The following is a 16089-nucleotide window of genomic DNA, read 5'->3' as shown; positions in this document are numbered from 1 at the left end:
GCGCGATTGGCGCAGCGGTAGCGCGCTTCCCTGACACGGAAGAGGTCACTGGTTCGATCCCAGTATCGCGCACGGAATCATGGTTCACCAGACCATGGATCTACTAATTAATATATGCGGTCATAGCTCAGCTGGTAGAGCGCAACCTTGCCAAGGTTGAGGTCGCGAGTTCGAACCTCGTTGACCGCTCCAAATAATTGAATATAGTTTTGCGGTCATAGCTCAGCTGGTAGAGCGCAACCTTGCCAAGGTTGAGGTCGCGAGTTCGAACCTCGTTGACCGCTCCAAATAAAGATGGGAATCACTTTTCGTGATTCCCATCTTTGCTTTAACCATCATTCCAGGCGGCTACCACTTCCCTGACTAGTAAATAGCTAACCCGTGTGCAATCTGACAGCCACCAGCAAAACACCTAGGCAACTGGCGAAATGTCTCTAATACACTTCCATGCGTTGGCCTGAGCCTTTAGGGTGGGTAGTAGTTGTGGAGCTACAGGGGTTCCCACAGACGAATGGAGGTGCAGCATGGCAGGATTTGATGATCTGCGTGGCAAGGCAGAGGAATTCGCCAAGGAGAACCCGGAGCAGGTATCCCAGGGTATCGAACAGGCTGGTGATTTTGTCGATGACAAGACCGGCGGCAAGTTCGCCGAGCAGGTAGACGGTGTCCAGCAGGGCGCTGGCGACTACCTCAATGGCCTTGGCGGAGGCGAAGGCGAGAATAACGAGGCCTAATTCCTCGACGCACTCCCCTCGGCTTGCCCGAGCATCCTGGGAAGGTACCGACCGAGGTCGGTGCCTTCCCTGCTTTAACGTCATATCAGGGGAATTAATTCATGCCGATTTTCGGCAAACCGGCGCCACCCTGTAGAAAAAGAGTATGACTCGTCACACGCCCCCGGATGGAGCTGGCCTTTTCCATTCCGTGCTTGCGGGATTGATCACCACCATGGTGGGATTCGTAGCATCCTTCGCTGTCGTACTGGCCGGATTATTCCAGGTCGGAGCTTCTAGCGAACAGGCCGCCTCAGGCTTATTCGTCCTGTCCCTCTGCGTAGGCCTGAGCACCATTGCGCTTTCGCTGCGATACCGCCAGCCGATCAGCATTGCATGGTCCACTCCCGGTGCAGCGATGCTCGCCTCACTGGCTCCCGGAGTGTTCGGGTTCAATCAGGCAGTGGGGGCATTCATCGTCAGCGGCGCACTGATCGTGTTGACCGGTCTGGTACCGTCCTTGCACCGGCTGCTCACTCGTATTCCGGTCCCAATTGCCCAAGGCATGCTCGCCGGTGTCTTGATCCCGCTGTGCCTGAAACCATTTACAGCCGTGGCCAGCATCCCGTTGCCCGCGTTGGGAATTCTCCTGGTGTTCTTCATCGGGCTCAGGATCCTTCCGAAATTCGCCGTAGCGCTGAGCATGCTGGCGGCGGTGGGGTTCGGCCTATGGCATATTGGACGCACCGCGACGTGGGATTCACTCGAAGTTCTTCCGCAGCTGCAATGGGTCGGTCCTGAATTCTCCTGGCAGGCCATTGCCAGCATCAGCGTTCCGTTGTTCGTGGTGACGATGGCATCGCAGAATATTCCGGGCGTGGCCGTGCTCAGCTCCTTCGGGTACACAGCGCCGTGGCGCCCCACCATGCTGGCGACCGGAATGGGGTCGGCTAGCGGCGCGTTCTTCGGCGGGCATGCCATCAATCTGGCGGCAATCACCGCGGCGCTGGCTGCCGGAGAGCAGGCCGGCCCGGACCCCCGGCTGCGCTGGCGGGCGGCGGCGAGTTCAGGCGTCTTCTACTTGGTCTTCGGTGCCTTGAGCGCGCTGATCGTATCGGTGGCCAGCGCCTCGCCCGAGGGGCTGTTCCAGGCGGCGGCGGGCTTGGCCTTGCTGGCAACACTCGCCAATGCGCTGCTCGGAGCGATGGCCGATTCCTCCTGGCGGTTGAGCGCATTGGCCACGGTCCTGGTCGCTGCCGGCAATCTCACGCTCTTCGGGATCGGTGGTGCCTTCTGGGCCTTGGTGGCAGGGCTCTTAACGCACTTCATCGTCGAGCGCAGGGCTCGACGATGAAGCGGCGGGACCGGTGTTTCCGGCTTAGAGCGCTGGTTCTCCAACTTGGCCTTCACGAGCCAAAGCGGTCAGGCGCGAGACGGCACGGAAGTACTTTTTCTGGTAGCCGCCGGACATCATTTCCGGGGTGAACAGTTCGCTGAATGGCTTGCCTGAGGCAACGATTGGCACGTCCTTGTCGTACAGGCGGTCCGCAAGAACCACGAAACGCAGGGCGATGGCCTGATCGGTGATGGTATCCACGTTGTGCAGAACCAGCACATCAGTCTCGGAAAGCAACTGGCGGTAACGCGACGGGTGAACCTTCGAAAGGTGAGCCACCAGATCCTCGAAGTTGTCATCGGCCAAGGTCTTGTCCGGGTAGCGATCCAGGGCGAATGCCTTGATGCTCGAATCGTCCAAGGGCTCGGGGGCATCGGGCAGGCCACGGTGGCGGAAGTCTTCGCCTTCGACGCGGTGCACGTCGAACTGCTCTGACAGGGTCTTGATTTCACGCTGGAAATCCACTGCCGCGAAGCGCCCCTCGCCCAGCGCACCAGGCAGGGTGTTGGAGGTTGCCGCCAGCTTCACGCCAGCATCGGACAGCTCGCGCATCAACCGGGACATCAGCACGGTGTCCCCCGGATCATCCAGTTCGAACTCGTCGATGCAGACCAGCGAGTATTGGCTGAGCACTTCAACGGTCTGGCGGAAAGACAGCGCGCCAACCAGGTTGGTGTACTCAACGAAGGTGCCGAAGGCCTTGCGGCCCGGGGCTGCATGCCACAGGGAGGCGAGCAGGTGGGTCTTGCCTACGCCGAAGCCGCCATCGAGGTAGATGCCGTTCTTGGTTTCCTTCTTCTTGCCGAAAAGCTTGGAGAAGAACGAACCGGAGTTGTTCTTGCCCACGGTTTCTGCGAAAGCCTTGAGCTTATTGACGGCTTCGGTCTGCGAAGGCTGGTTAGGATCCGGGCGATAGGTATTGAAGGACACTTCACCAAAGCGGTAGGACGGGTGGAATCCGGCCAGCAGTTCTTCGATTGAAAGATTCGGCTTGGTCTCGCTCAGGTGGGTGATCGTCGCCATTGGCTGTGGGAGTCCTTCAGTTGATTGCTCAGGAAATGGTCGGGAAGCCGTGGCTTTCCCATCGGCCAGTTTACCTTGAACGCGGCGAATCATTGCCGAAAATGTCGTAGAGCACACTGGGTTCGCAATGGATGAGGACTAGGCTAGAAGTAATGCCCGTGCCCGCTGTTTCCAGCGTGGCAAAAACTGACACCCGCAAGGATCGTGATTAGGAATGTCGTTGCCCGTCGAGTCCAACGAGAAATATGCAGCCTACGCTCACCCAGAACGACTGGTTTCCACCCAGTGGGTGGCAGACAACCTCGGAGCCGAGAATCTCGTAGTACTGGAATCGGATGAGGACATCTTGCTGTATTCCACTGGCCACGTGCCAGGCGCACTGAAGATTGACTGGCACACGGAGCTGAACGACGAAGTCACGCGCGACTACGTTGACGGCGAAGGCTTCGCACAGCTGATGGCCGCCAAGGGCATCACCCGCGAGTCGACCGTGGTCATCTACGGCGACAAGTCCAACTGGTGGGCCGCCTACGCGCTGTGGGTCTTCACACTTTTCGGCCACGAAGATGTACGCCTGATGGACGGCGGCCGCGACAAGTGGATCGCTGAAGGCCGCGAGCTGAGCACCGAGAAGCCGGCCGTGACCGCCACCGAATACCCTGTGATCGAGCGCGTCGACTCCGAGATCCGCGCTTTCCTTCCGGAGGTCCTGAAGCACCTGGGCAACCCGCTGATCGACGTGCGTTCGGCCGAGGAATACACCGGCGAACGTACCCACATGCCGAATTATCCGGAAGAAGGCGCTCTGCGCGGCGGGCACATCCCAACCGCCGCATCGGTGCCATGGGCCAAGGCTGCGGCCGAGGACGGCACCTTCCGCTCGCGCGGAGAATTGGAAGCCATCTACCTCGACGGCGCCGGCCTGAAGCCGGGCGACGATGTGGTGGCCTACTGCCGCATCGGTGAACGTTCGAGCCACACCTGGTTCGTGCTCAAGCACCTGCTGGGCTTCGAAACCGTGCGCAACTACGACGGTTCATGGACCGAATGGGGCAACGCGGTCGGCGTGCCCATCGTTCGCGGCGAAGCCGCCGGCGAGATGCCTGCACAGCGCGGAGCCCGCGCATGAGCCAGCTCCCCGATGCACTGAACGAAATCGTCGAGGAGTTCACCGAGGTGCCCGAGGCCGACCGCCTTGAACTGCTGCTGGAGTACTCGCGCGAGCTGCCCGAGCTTCCAGCACGCCTGGCTGATCATCCTGAACTATTCGAGCAGGTTGTCGAATGCCAGTCGCCGCTGTTCTTGGCCGTCGAGGTCTCGGCCGAAGCGAATAACCCGGTGGGACTGTTCTTCTCCGCTCCCCCGGAGGCTCCAACCACCCGCGGCTTCGCCTCGGTGCTGGCTGCCGGCCTGGACGGCGCGGAGGCCGCAGCGATTCTCGCCGTTCCCGATGACATGCCCCAGCAGCTGGGTCTGACCCGTGCGCTGTCGCCGTTGCGCATGCGCGGCATGACCGCCATGCTCGGCCGCATTAAGCGCCAGATCTCAGAGCAGCTGCCTGCGTAGGTTTTGCCTCGAACGCAGCTAGAAGCCAATAAGCAGTAGTTAAGGATCCCCAAGCACGTGGGCAAGAAGAAACAGGCCGCCTCCACCCCGGCGACCGCCGCACTGGATGCGGCAGGTATCAGCTATGTAGCGCACAGCTATGCGCATAGCGACTTGGCCGAAAGCTACGGCGCCGAAGCAGCCGAGCAATTGGGTGCCAGTGGCGACCGGGTCTTCAAGACCCTGATGGTCTCCACCGGAGCCAACGCCACCCAGGATCTGGCCGTCGCAGTGGTGCCAGTGAATGCGAAGCTGGATCTGAAGGCGATTGGCACCGCGTTGGGCAAGAAGAAGGCGCAGATGGCTGACAAGGCTGCCGCCCAGCGACGCAGCGGCTATGTCCTGGGCGGGATTTCCCCGTTCGGGCAGCGCCAGAAAACCGCTACCGTCATTGACTCCAGTGCGCAGCAGTTCGAGACGGTATTCATTTCTGGCGGGCGCCGCGGTTTCAGCCTGGAGATCGCTCCGCGAGATGCCGCGAAGGCGACCGGAGCCATTTGGGCGCCGATCGCCTCCGGCTAGACAGCGATTGGCCAAAAAAGGGCCCTGCCTGCGGGATCGAGATCTGTTGATCGTTCTCGCGGGCAGGGCCCTTTGCCGCCTTGGACTACTGGACTTGAAGCAGCGACATGCGCTTGCTCAAGAAGTCGGTGATCGCCCGGGCAAAACCCTGTGGATCCACATTCGGCTCACGCGTGTGCCCTGCCTTGGCAAAGGTCTTGAGCGTGACCAAATCCGGGCGCAGCGCCGCCAGTTTCAAGCTCGGGCCATTAGGGACGAACTCGTCATCACGGCTGTGCATTATCAGCGTCGGGAATTTCAATTCGTCCGCGCGGTCCACCCAATTCAACCGGCGCAGATTGACCGGGGCCGCTTGGCCGGTGACCCAGCGCCCTGCCTTATTGGACAGCAGCCACTGGCCAAACAGGCCCACCGATTGCGGGATCTTATTGGCCCGGGCCTGGTGCGAAAGCACATCTACCCAATTGATTACCGGGCCGACCAGCATGAGCGAGTCAATATGGTGGGCCAGCTTGCTCCGATCGGCGGCCTGCAGGCTGATGGCACCTCCCATGGACCAGCCCAGCAAGATGATCTGCTTCGCTCCGCGGTCCAGTGCGAATTGGATACCCGATTCCACGTCATGCCATTCGGTATCGCCCAGACCGTAGCGGCCATCCGGGGCGCTCGGAGCCAAACCGTCATTGCGGTAGCTCATCAGCAAGGTCGTAACCCCGAGTTCGCTCAAGGCAGGCAGCGCCCGAATGGTCTCATTACGTCGGGCGCCTCGGCCGTGCACGCCAATCACCCAGACATCTTCGTTCGTGGAGCCACGCACCAGCCAGGCTGGACCGTCGCCGCCATCCAGGGGCACGACTACGTCTTCTGCGTCAAAGCCCAGGTCCGCGGGGTGCTCGTAAATTGCCCCGGATAGGTTGCCGCGGCGTACTCCCTGGAGGGTGCCGTGATAGATCTTCTCGATTTTGCGCGCAACCAGGCGGGATTTGCCCGGAACGGCTTCCGGCGCGGAAAGCCGCAGCGCGCAGGAGTCGAATTCGGTGAGGAAGCTGCACGGACCAGGTTCGCTGGTATCGGCGTCCTTGTTGAAATGCAACCAGAGTTTGCCCTCGGCATCGGTGACGACCTCCCGGATGATGCTGTTGCCGGTGCGGCGTTCTTCCGGGGTCACTACACGTCGGGCGAAGTAACCGGCGAGCGCTGATACGCTGGCGGCCACCAGGGAACCAGCGCCCAGTCCCAGCCCAACCCCAATCAGGGTTGCAGGCACTGCGCTGCGGGGTTGCATGGTATCTACGATGTTCCGAGCCATGTTTTCATCTTTCCATGACCTGGCCCGGGAATCATCTAGCCTGCTCAAGCGTTTTACATTGCATGAATGATGAATCGGTAAACCAATCAGCACAGCCAGCAGACGAAGCAACCGCGCGCAGCGATGTGCAGTGGCAGCAGATCCTCTCTTCCGAGGAATTCCGCGTATTGCGCCAAGCAGGGACCGAGCGTCCATTTACCGGAGAATACTGGGATACCACTACCGAGGGCGTGTACTCCTGCCGAGCCTGCGGTTCGGAACTGTTCGCCAGCACTACGAAGTTCGATGCCGGTTGCGGCTGGCCTTCCTTCTTCGCGCCGTTGGCCGAAGATCGGGTGCGCTATATCAGCGACGAGTCCATGGGCATGAAGCGTGTTGAGGTGCGTTGCGCCAATTGCGATTCGCATATGGGCCACGTTTTCGAGGGTGAAGGTTTCCAAACCCCAACCGATCTGCGTTACTGCATGAACTCTTTGAGCTTGACTCTGCGTCCTGCTCAGGGCTAATGCCTTTGTCGGTGGCAAGGCCTGGATCACATTTAGAGCAAGAGTTGCTTATTCACTGACGACTTAGCATCACCTTTTCTGTTGTTTGAGCGTAGCGTTCAAGGTAAGCACTTGAGCGCTGCCCCAAACATGAAAAGAAGGTGTATGAAATGACTCAGATTTCCTCCAAGCCAGTACCGGCCACCGACGCAGAAGTACTGCAGATCGCAAACTCGGAAGCTTGGCTGACGCTGAAGTCTGCCGCCACCGAGTTCCAGGTCCTCCAGGCACAGGACGGTTCCTTGGCCGACAGCGCATCTGCACCACAGGCTGCCAAGCTCGTTGATTCCATCATCGAGTCGGTGCAGTCCTTACGCGTGCACTTCGAGCACGACGCAGAGTATCTTGAGCAGCTGGTCACGGACCTGCGCCAGTGGGCAGATGCAGGCTTCGGCGTTCCCGACTTCCTCGATTCGCTGATGCAGTTCCAGCCCCAGGCCCAGCGCATTGACGGCCTGCTGCATCTGGTGCTTTTCCCGATGTACACCCAGAACGGTTCAACCAACCGCCACCTCGAAGCCGTGCTGGTGCAGGTCATGTGGCCTGAGTTCATTGCCGACCTGGAGAGCAAGGACTACGCCAACGCCCTGTTCGTGCCGCTGCGCTTCATCGACTTCACCGAAGGCTACAACACCAATTCCGCGGTGCTCTTCCCGGAGTCGGTCGCCATTCGGCAGACTCCGTCATTCACTTGGGGCGCGATCTTCCAGGATCGTGAGGCTGTACGCTTCCGCAAGGTCCTGCAGGAAGCTACACGCATCACCAACCTCGAACTGCCCGATGACGCCGCAGAGCTGCTCAAGGACCAGCACCTGACCGAAGAAACCTTCATCATGTGGGACCTGATTCACGACCGCACCCACATGCGTGGCGATCTGCCATTCGACCCGTTCATGATCAAGCAGCGCATGCCGTTCTTCCTTTACTCGCTCGAAGAACTGCGTTGCGATTTGACCGCGTTCCGCGAATGCATGAAGATCGCCGCCAACCCGGCTTCGGATCAGAAGAGCGCCAAGATGGCCAAGCTGGTGCAATACGCGGTGATCTTCGACCGCATCTTCCGCTTCGCCATCACCGGCTCGCGCGTACGCAACTACGACGGTCTCGGTGGCCAGTTGCTGTTCGCATGGATGCACCAGCACCATGTACTGCACTGGACCGACACCAAGCTGAGCATCGATTGGGATCAGGTACCCGAGGTGGTTGCAGCCTTGGGGGATGCGATCGACGAGCTGTATTGGAAGTCCATCGACCGTCCGAAGCTGGCTCACTGGCTTGCCGCCTACGAACTGGTTTCGGCCACCGTCACCCCGAACCCCGCGTCGGTCTGGGCCAAGGGTCCGGATGCCCTGCCGCTGACCGCGCCGCTACGTGAAATCACCGACCAGGTCATGGACGATGAATTCCCGCTGTCGATGTTCTACGAAGCTCTGAATAAGAAAATGGCCACCGTCATCGAATCGACCAAGGGCATGACCGGGGCAACGAAAATCTAGCCTTTCCTCTAGGCTAGAAAATGTGAGCAAAGAAAGAATCTCCTTGAACGAGACATCCAGACTAGTGCTCCTTGCCGGTGCTACTTCCGCCTCCGGCATTGCCAGCGCCACCGCGCTGGTTGATGCCGGAGCGCGTGTGCTTGCAGTGGGAAGCAACCAAGAGCGCCTCGACGAACGCCTCCCGTTCGTTCATGCCCGCTATAAATGCGATCTGAGCGACTTCGCAGCGGTCAAGCAATTGGCGCTGCGGATTCATGAAGAGCACGGCAGCATCGATGCGCTGATCCACCTGGTAGGTGGCTGGCGTGGCGGTAAGTCGATCACCGGCCAAACCGACGAGGACTGGGATTTCTTGCACAGCAGCGTGCTGACCACCCTGCGCAACACCTCCCGCGCCTTCGTCGATGATCTGGTCGCCTCCCCCGCAGGCCGCTTGGCGATAGTCAGTGCGGAGGCAGTGCTGAATCCGACCCCGTCCAATGCCAACTACGGTGCGGTCAAGGCCGCAGCGGAACACTGGGTCAATGCCATCGCCCGCCTGTTCGCCAAGCAGGCAGAAAATGCCGCCGCGGTGAGTTGGGTCGTCAAGGCATTGAGCGACAAGTCTCCCGAAGAAACGCCTTCCGGGCAGACCCCGGTGCAGTTTCTTGCCCAGGCCGCAGTGGCTTTGCTTGGCCAGGATGCCCGCGAGCTCAATGGCACCCGGGTTGCATTGCCCAAGGCCTGATTACTGGCCGCTGCACACCTCTGGGCGCTGCACTGGCATAGCTTTCGACTTCACCCCTTGAACTACTAAGGACCTCCACAGCATGACTTTTACCCACGACGCTTCGATTCGCGGATTCGCTTCGGATAACTATTCTGGCGTGCACCCGCGCATCATGGATGCGATTGCCCGCGCCAACGGCGGCCACCAGATCTCCTACGGTGAGGACCAGTACACCGAGGAACTAGGCAACGTCGCCCGCAATGCCTTTGGCCCGGAAGCCCAGATCTTCCCGGTTTTCAACGGCACCGGCGCCAATGTCATCGCCTTGCAGTCCTTGCTTCCACGCTGGGGCGCTGTCATCTGCGCATCTTCTGCACATATCAACGTGGATGAGAACGGTGCGCCGGAGCGCATCGGCGGCTTCAAGCTGCTGCAGGTTGACACTCCCGACGGCAAATTGACTCCAGAGCTGATCGACCAGGAAGCATGGGGCTGGGGCGACGAGCACCGCGCGCAGCCGCTGGCCGTGTCGATCACCCAGGCCACCGAGCTGGGCACCCTGTACACCCCTGGGGAAATCAAGGCCATCACCGACCACGCGCACAAGCTGGGCATGAAAGTGCATCTGGATGGCTCGCGCCTGTCCAACGCCGCGGCCTCCCTGGGCGTGCCGTTGCGCGCGCTGACCACTGACGTCGGCGTGGACATTGTTTCCCTCGGCGGTACCAAGAACGGCATCCTGCTCGGTGAGGGCATTTTGACCCTGCGCAGCGAACTGGCCCAGGACCTGAAGTACCTGCGCAAGATGAACATGCAGCTGGGTTCGAAAATGCGCTTCATCTCCGCACAGCTGATCGAGCTCTACGGCACCGATCTGTGGCGCGAATTGGCAAGCCACTCCAACGCCATGGCCGCCAAGCTCTCGCAGGCAGTTGAGGAAATTGACGGAGTCCAGCTGGTCTACCCGACTCAGGCCAACGGCGTCTTCGCCCAGCTGCCTACCGAGGTCAGCGACCAGCTGCGCGAGCACTTCCGCTTCTACGACTGGGATCGCGCGGCCGGCCAAGTGCGCTGGATGTGCTCGTTCGACACCACCGAGGAAGATGTTGCAGCGTTCATTGCCAAGCTGCACGAGCTGCTCGGCGCCTACGCCGCCGCTTAGCATGAACCCGCGGTCGGCGCGCCGTACCCATGCTCGGGTACGGCGCGCTTAGACTCAAATTGTGACCAATGATCGCCCTGCTTCCGCCATTCCGAAGGCCTTTGCCACGGCCCTTGAAGAGTTGTCGCATGCCAAGGTGCGCAAGGAACTGAAATTCACCGAAATTCCGGCCCCTGGCAGGCTGGCGCCGTTCGCGCTGGCACTCAGCGGCGACGTGATGGATGTGGTTGCTCCCGGACACGGCCCCCAGGGCCAGGAGATTGGCCGCACCCCGTTCCTCCAACCAGCCGAGCAGCTGGCCACCGGACGCTTCATCCTCCTCTTCGACCCCGCAGGCCAAGAACTGTGGAATGGCCAGTTCCGCATCGTCACCTACATTCGGGCCCGTCTGGATCATGAAATGGGCCAGGATTCCATGCTGGCTTCCGTCGCGTGGTCATGGCTCGAAGAAGCCCTGCGCGATCGCGACGCCGCATACCATTCCGCTGGCGGTACTGCGACTCGGGTAATTTCCGAATCCTTCGGCAATCTCGCCGGGGAACAAGACCATATCGATATCGAGCTGCGTGCTTCCTGGTCCCCGGACTCTGACCATCTGGGAACGCATCTGAGCGCGTGGGCCGATATGGTTTGCACTTTCGCCGGCCTGCCTCCCCTGCCCGAAGGCGTGCAGCAGCTGCCTCATCGCCGCCTGAGCTAGCGATTATCAATGCGATGGAGCCGAATAGTCCTAGAATGGAAGCACCATGCCGAATTCTGACTCTTCCGCTCCCGCATCATCCACCACTGCCAACGAGGCCGCCGCACCCGTTCTGACGCCACTAAGTGCGCCACGCGACGGGATCCCCGAAGTCATCGACACCGCACCTGCCTTGCGCCGTGCAGTGCGGGCGCTGGAAGCCGGCATCGGCGATCTGGCCGTGGATACCGAAAGAGCCAGCGGGTTCCGCTACGGCCAGCGCGCCTTCTTGCTGCAGATTCGCCGAGAAGGTGCGGGTACTTGGCTGATCGACCCTGAAACCCTGGACGATCTGTCCCCGCTGCGCGAGTTCGTCAACGAGCAGCCCTGGATCCTGCATGCGGCCACCCAGGATTTGCCGTGCCTGCACGAATTGGGCATGTCCCCTACCTCGCTGTTCGATACCGAGATGGCTGGCCGTCTTGCGGGATTCCCCCGCGTCTCGCTGGGTACCATGGTGGGCGAATTGCTCGAGCTGCAGTTGGCCAAAGAACATTCGGCAGTGGACTGGTCCACCCGCCCGTTGCCTGAATCATGGCTGAACTACGCCGCACTGGATGTGGAAGTTCTCGAAGAGCTGCGCCAGGCCATCACCGCGGTGCTGGAAGAGCAGGGCAAGCTGGATTTCGCCTTCCAGGAATTCGAGTACGAACGCAATCTGCCTGACCCTTCCCCGGCACAGGTGCCGTGGCGCAAATTGTCCGGCATCCATAAGCTCAAGAGCCGACGCAATCTGGCGGTAGCTCGCGAACTGTGGCTTTCCCGCGAAGCCCTGGCGCAGAGCCGCGACGTTGCCCCGGGTCGGCTCATTCCCGACCGCGCCATCATGGCCGCCGTGGATCAGCGCGCCACCAGCGTTCCAGCGCTCTTGCAGATCCCCGGGTTCCACACGCGCAATGCCAAACGCGATGCCGCACGCTGGGTCGACGCGATCAAGCGCGGCAATAGCACCAGGGACCTGCCGGACCTGCGCGCCCCCAAGCCGGACTTGCCGCACCCCCGCTCATGGGCCGAAAAGAACCCGGCCGCGGCGAACCGGCTGGACGCGGCCAAGCTGGTCGTCAATGAGGTGAGCGAGCACTGGAATATTCCGGGCGAGAATCTCTTGACCCCGAAGTACCTGCGTGAATTGTGCTGGAATGCGCCGGCTCGCATCAGCGAGGCAAGCGTAGCGGACATGCTGGAAAATCTCGGTGCCCGCCAGTGGCAGCGTGGACTTCTTGCGGACAAGCTGGCCATCGCGTTGAAGCAGGCCTAGGCGGTTTCCAGGAAGGATTCACCGCGGGTTCCCGGATTTGCAAGGTGCTGCACTTGCACTTCAAGTTACTACTGAGTAACGTATGGTTCAGGTCACAGTGATGCTGGCCACTGCCCGGTCTTCACGGGCAGCATGAACCAACCCCAAGGAGCCCGACGGTGAGTGCCAACGCTTCGACCGTGCGCAACAATGCGCGCCCTTCGCTCGACGACCGCGATGTCGTCTTCATCGACGGGGTACGCACCCCATTTGGCAAAGCGGGCGAGAAGGGGATCTACCACGGTACCCGCGCCGATGACCTTGCCGTCAAAGCCGTACGCGGCCTGCTGGAACGCAACCCGGAAGTTCCTGCCGAGAAGATCGACGAGATCTCCATTGCCGCAACTACGCAGTCCGGCGACCAGGGCTTGACCTTGGGCCGCACCGTGGGCCTGCTCTCCGGTATCCCCAAGTCCGTTCCGGGCTTCGCCATCGACCGCATGTGCGCCGGAGCGATGACCGCCGTCACCGCGACCGCCGGCGGCATCGCTTTCGGCGCCTACGACGTAGTGGTCGCCGGCGGCGTGGAGCACATGGGCAACCACCCAATGGGCGCCGGAGCGGACCCGAACCCGCGCTTCCTCTCCGAGCGCATCGTCGACCCGCAAGCATTGAACATGGGCAATACCGCGGAGAACCTGCACGACCGCTTCCCTGCGATCACCAAGGAACGCGCCGACCGCTATGCTGTCGCATCGCAGGCCAAGCTGGCCAAGGCCTACGAGAACCAGCAGATCCAGGCCGATCTGATCCCCGTGGCAGCCAAGCGGCCGGGCGAAGGCTGGGCCGTGAACTCGGCTGACGAACCGCCACGGCCAGGCACCACCATGGAATCGCTGGCCGAACTGCGCACCCCCTTCCGCGCCCACGGACGCGTGACCGCAGGCAACGCAGCGGGCTTGAACGACGGAGCCACCGCCGCCCTGCTGGCCAGCGGCGCGGCAGTGCGCGCGCTGGGACTGGATCCGAAGATGCGCATGGTCTCCTTCGCCTTCGCCGGCGTGGACCCCGACGTCATGGGCTACGGGCCGGTTCCGGCCACCGAAAAGGCCCTGGCCAAGGCCGGCCTTGGCATCAACGACATCGGCCTGTTCGAAATCAACGAGGCTTTCGCCGTGCAAGTGCTGTCCTTCCTCGACTACTACGGAATCGACCAGGACGATGAGCGCGTGAACCGGTACGGCGGTGCCATCGCGGTGGGGCACCCGCTGGCCTCTTCCGGCGTGCGCCTGATGTCCCAGCTGGCCCGCCAGTTCTCCGAGGACCATTCGGTGCGCTATGGCATCACCACCATGTGCATCGGCTTGGGCATGGGCGGCACAGTGATCTGGGAGAACCCAAACCACGCGGACTTCGGCAGCAAGGCATAAGGAAGAGACAATGACTGCAATGAGCAAAGATTTCCAGGCTGTCGCGCAGCTGATGCACGATGAGACTGTCACCCACACCTTCGTGAAGGATGTGGCCTTGCCAAGCGGCAAGACAATGGCACTGCTGACCCTGGATAACGGCCTGGACCACAAGAAGCCGACCACCCTCGGGCCCAATGGCCTGCTGGAGCTGCGCGCCGCGCTGGAAGTCCAAGCAGAACGCGCCAAGAATGGCGAGATCGATGCCCTGGCGATCACCGGCAAGCCGTACTTCCTGATTGCCGGTGCCGACCTGTCGGCCGTCACCCGCCTGAGCGCACCGGATCAAGCAACCGCCATGGCTTCGCTGGGCCACTACACCTATGAGCTGCTTGCCGATTTGGGCGTTCCGACCTTCGCTTTCATCAACGGCCTGGCGCTCGGCGGCGGCTTGGAAATCGCGCTGGCTTGCAACTACCGCACGGTCAGCACCGCCGCGGGCGCTTTGGGCCTGCCAGAAGGTTTCCTCGGCCTGATTCCGGGTTGGGCCGGCGTATACCGCCTGCCCCGCCTAGTCGGCCCCGAGAACGCGCTGAAGGTCATGATCGAGAACCCGCTGAACAGCAACCGCACCCTCTCCGGCCCGGCAGCTGCCAAGATGGGGGTGGCCGACGCCCTGTTCGAACCAGCTGACTTCATCGAGCACTCCATTGCCTTCGCTGACGGTGTCATCTCCGGAACCACAGAGGTCAAGCGCCCCAATGCGGTCGATCCAACCGATCCCGAGGTTGCTCGCCGCTGGCTGGATGCGGCCGACGCTGCCGAAAAGTTCGTCGATGCGAAGCTGTCCGGCGCGGCCCCGGCACCGTACAAGGTGCTTGAGGTCTTCCGCAAGGGCCTGGCCATCTCGCAGCAGGAATCAGCAGTCCTTGAAGTCGAAGCGCTGACTGGCCTGATGAGCACCCCGCAGTTCCAGAACACCGTGTACGCCTTCCTGGACCTGGTCCAGAAGCGCGGCAAGCGCCCCGCCGGCGCACCGGATCCAAAGCTCGCGCGCCCCGTCACCAAAGTGGGTGTCGTTGGCGCAGGGCTGATGGCTGGCCAGCTGGCCCTGCTGTTCGCCCGCCGCCTGAACGTTCCGGTGGTTATCACCGATCTGGATCAATCGCGCGTGGACAAGGGCCTTGCCTACATCCATGGCGAGATCGACAAGCTGCACGGCAAGGGCCGCATGAGCCAGGATGCGGTCAACCGCACCAAGGCTCTGGTCACCGGCTCGGTCACCAAAAAGGCGTTCGCTGATGCCGACTTCGTCATCGAGGCCGTGTTCGAAGAACTGAATGTGAAGAAGCAGGTTTTCGCAGAGGTTGAAGCCGTGGTCTCCCCCGAGTGCATCCTGGCCACCAACACTTCCTCGCTCTCTGTCACGGAGATGGGCCGCGACTTGTCGCATCCAGAGCGCCTGGTCGGCTTCCACTTCTTCAACCCGGTAGCCGTGATGCCGCTGCTGGAAATTGCTGCTACGGAGTGGACCAACGATTCCTCGCTGTCCACTGCATTCGTGCTGGGCAAGAAGCTGAAGAAGACCACGGTGAAAACCAAGGATTCTGCCGCATTCGTGGTCAACCGCGTACTGCTTCGCCTGATGAGTGAAGTCCAGGCGGCTTTCGACGAGGGCACCGACGCGAAGACAGCTGACTCGGCACTGACCCCCATGGGCCTGCCAATGAGCCCGTTGACCTTGTTGGCGATGGTAGGTCTGCCGGTCGCGCAGCATGTCAACGAGTCGCTGAACGCCGCTTTCGGCGAACGATTTGCCGTCTCGGAGAATCTGCAGAAACTGATCGATGCCAAGATCACTGCCCTCTGGGTCAAGGATGAGGCAGGCAACCAGGTGCTGAACCCCGAGGCTGAAAAGCTGATGGCCTTCGGCGATCAGCACTCGAGCAAGGAACAGATCCTGGTTCGTGTTCAAGATGCGCTGGCCGAGGAAATCGGGCTGCTGCTGGATGAGGGCGTCGTTGCCGAAGCCGCCGACGTTGATCTATGCATGATCACCGGCGCCGGCTGGCCAATGCACCTCGGTGGCATCACCCCGTATTTGGACCAGGTTGGCGCCTCCGAACGTGTCAACGGTAAGAAGTTCAACGGCTAGTACCTTCCGGGCCGCTCTTGGTTCCGGTGCTTCTCCCTGAGTGCTGGAACCATGCGAAAAGCCCGGGCC

At 61.4% G+C, this 16089-nt stretch carries 15 protein-coding genes and 3 tRNA genes; 16 read left to right on the top strand and 2 right to left on the bottom strand.

The window, feature by feature from the left end:
- The 5 genes from ACNPM8_RS08145 (at nt 1) to ACNPM8_RS08125 (ending at nt 2067) form a co-directional block, all read left to right on the top strand.
- A tRNA-Val gene (locus ACNPM8_RS08145) sits at nt 1–72 on the top strand.
- Between the two features lie 44 nt (nt 73–116).
- Nucleotides 117–192: transfer RNA gene (locus ACNPM8_RS08140), tRNA-Gly, on the top strand.
- A gap of 19 nt (nt 193–211) precedes the next feature.
- Nucleotides 212–287: transfer RNA gene (locus ACNPM8_RS08135), tRNA-Gly, on the top strand.
- Between the two features lie 237 nt (nt 288–524).
- Nucleotides 525–734, top strand: coding sequence for an antitoxin (locus ACNPM8_RS08130; protein ID WP_133834248.1), 210 nt, complete (start codon nt 525–527; stop codon nt 732–734).
- Between the two features lie 145 nt (nt 735–879).
- Nucleotides 880–2067, top strand: a complete 1188-nt coding sequence (locus ACNPM8_RS08125; RefSeq protein WP_448939615.1) for a benzoate/H(+) symporter BenE family transporter — start codon at nt 880–882, stop codon at nt 2065–2067.
- Nucleotides 2068–2091: 24 nt separating this feature from the next.
- Here ACNPM8_RS08125 and zapE read toward each other — a convergent pair whose 3' ends face one another.
- Entirely contained in the window at nt 2092–3132 is a 1041-nt protein-coding gene (gene zapE, locus ACNPM8_RS08120; protein ID WP_448939614.1) for a cell division protein ZapE, read from the bottom strand.
- A 214-nt stretch (nt 3133–3346) separates the two neighbouring features.
- Between zapE and ACNPM8_RS08115 the strand changes: the two genes are divergently transcribed.
- Genes ACNPM8_RS08115 through ybaK form a run of 3 tightly spaced genes read left to right on the top strand, consistent with a single transcriptional unit; the run spans nt 3347 to nt 5259 of the window.
- A complete protein-coding gene (locus ACNPM8_RS08115; protein ID WP_332594951.1) occupies nt 3347–4261 on the top strand; it encodes a sulfurtransferase in 915 nt (304 codons plus the stop codon).
- Nucleotides 4258–4698 carry a SufE family protein gene (locus ACNPM8_RS08110; RefSeq protein WP_105656729.1) on the top strand — a complete coding sequence of 147 codons (441 nt, stop codon included), beginning with the start codon at nt 4258–4260 and terminating at the stop codon, nt 4696–4698. The genes ACNPM8_RS08115 and ACNPM8_RS08110 overlap by 4 nt, the downstream gene beginning before the upstream one ends.
- A 57-nt stretch (nt 4699–4755) precedes the next feature.
- Entirely contained in the window at nt 4756–5259 is a 504-nt protein-coding gene (ybaK, locus tag ACNPM8_RS08105) for a Cys-tRNA(Pro) deacylase (RefSeq protein ID WP_400288198.1), read from the top strand.
- A gap of 85 nt (nt 5260–5344) precedes the next feature.
- On the opposite strand, the gene ACNPM8_RS08100 is transcribed toward ybaK, so the two are convergent.
- Nucleotides 5345–6568, bottom strand: a complete 1224-nt coding sequence (locus ACNPM8_RS08100) for an alpha/beta hydrolase family protein (RefSeq protein WP_332594949.1) — start codon at nt 6566–6568, stop codon at nt 5345–5347.
- Nucleotides 6569–6630: 62 nt separating this feature from the next.
- Between ACNPM8_RS08100 and msrB the strand changes: the two genes are divergently transcribed.
- The 8 genes from msrB to ACNPM8_RS08060 all read left to right on the top strand — a co-directional run bounded on the left by msrB (nt 6631) and on the right by ACNPM8_RS08060 (nt 16020).
- A complete protein-coding gene (msrB, locus tag ACNPM8_RS08095) occupies nt 6631–7074 on the top strand; it encodes a peptide-methionine (R)-S-oxide reductase MsrB (RefSeq protein WP_105656732.1) in 444 nt (147 codons plus the stop codon).
- Nucleotides 7075–7223: 149 nt separating this feature from the next.
- On the top strand, nt 7224–8609 hold the full coding sequence (locus tag ACNPM8_RS08090; RefSeq protein ID WP_448939613.1) for a DUF6421 family protein: 1386 nt from the start codon (nt 7224–7226) through the stop codon (nt 8607–8609).
- 22 nt (nt 8610–8631) lie between these two features.
- Nucleotides 8632–9336, top strand: coding sequence for an SDR family oxidoreductase (locus ACNPM8_RS08085; protein ID WP_448939612.1), 705 nt, complete (start codon nt 8632–8634; stop codon nt 9334–9336).
- An 82-nt stretch (nt 9337–9418) separates the two neighbouring features.
- Nucleotides 9419–10480, top strand: a complete 1062-nt coding sequence (locus ACNPM8_RS08080; RefSeq protein ID WP_105656735.1) for a threonine aldolase family protein — start codon at nt 9419–9421, stop codon at nt 10478–10480.
- A 61-nt stretch (nt 10481–10541) separates the two neighbouring features.
- Entirely contained in the window at nt 10542–11180 is a 639-nt protein-coding gene (locus tag ACNPM8_RS08075; protein ID WP_105656736.1) for a DUF3000 domain-containing protein, read from the top strand.
- A 46-nt stretch (nt 11181–11226) separates the two neighbouring features.
- Entirely contained in the window at nt 11227–12477 is a 1251-nt protein-coding gene (locus ACNPM8_RS08070; RefSeq protein ID WP_105656737.1) for an HRDC domain-containing protein, read from the top strand.
- A gap of 158 nt (nt 12478–12635) precedes the next feature.
- Nucleotides 12636–13886 carry a thiolase family protein gene (locus ACNPM8_RS08065; protein WP_426734063.1) on the top strand — a complete coding sequence of 417 codons (1251 nt, stop codon included), beginning with the start codon at nt 12636–12638 and terminating at the stop codon, nt 13884–13886.
- 10 nt (nt 13887–13896) lie between these two features.
- The gene (locus ACNPM8_RS08060; protein WP_448939611.1) at nt 13897–16020 is read left to right on the top strand and encodes a 3-hydroxyacyl-CoA dehydrogenase NAD-binding domain-containing protein; all 2124 of its coding nucleotides are present in this window, start codon (nt 13897–13899) and stop codon (nt 16018–16020) included.
- The last annotated feature ends 69 nt before the right edge of the window (nt 16021–16089 follow it).

The sequence above is a fragment of the Glutamicibacter sp. AGC46 genome (genome assembly GCF_053543715.1).
This window is presented reverse-complemented; position numbering and strand designations above follow the sequence as displayed.

Excerpts from the sequence above, each read along its gene's own strand:
- ACNPM8_RS08130 (WP_133834248.1), top strand. The coding sequence starts at position 525 with ATGGCAGGATTTGATGATCTGCGTGGCAAGGCAGAGGAATTCGCCAAG.
- ACNPM8_RS08125 (WP_448939615.1), top strand. The coding sequence starts at position 880 with ATGACTCGTCACACGCCCCCGGATGGAGCTGGCCTTTTCCATTCCGTG.
- zapE (WP_448939614.1), bottom strand. The coding sequence starts at position 3,132 with ATGGCGACGATCACCCACCTGAGCGAGACCAAGCCGAATCTTTCAATC.
- ACNPM8_RS08115 (WP_332594951.1), top strand. The coding sequence starts at position 3,347 with ATGTCGTTGCCCGTCGAGTCCAACGAGAAATATGCAGCCTACGCTCAC.
- ACNPM8_RS08110 (WP_105656729.1), top strand. The coding sequence starts at position 4,258 with ATGAGCCAGCTCCCCGATGCACTGAACGAAATCGTCGAGGAGTTCACC.
- ACNPM8_RS08100 (WP_332594949.1), bottom strand. The coding sequence starts at position 6,568 with ATGGCTCGGAACATCGTAGATACCATGCAACCCCGCAGCGCAGTGCCT.
- msrB (WP_105656732.1), top strand. The coding sequence starts at position 6,631 with ATGAATGATGAATCGGTAAACCAATCAGCACAGCCAGCAGACGAAGCA.
- ACNPM8_RS08090 (WP_448939613.1), top strand. The coding sequence starts at position 7,224 with ATGACTCAGATTTCCTCCAAGCCAGTACCGGCCACCGACGCAGAAGTA.
- ACNPM8_RS08080 (WP_105656735.1), top strand. The coding sequence starts at position 9,419 with ATGACTTTTACCCACGACGCTTCGATTCGCGGATTCGCTTCGGATAAC.
- ACNPM8_RS08070 (WP_105656737.1), top strand. The coding sequence starts at position 11,227 with ATGCCGAATTCTGACTCTTCCGCTCCCGCATCATCCACCACTGCCAAC.
- ACNPM8_RS08060 (WP_448939611.1), top strand. The coding sequence starts at position 13,897 with ATGACTGCAATGAGCAAAGATTTCCAGGCTGTCGCGCAGCTGATGCAC.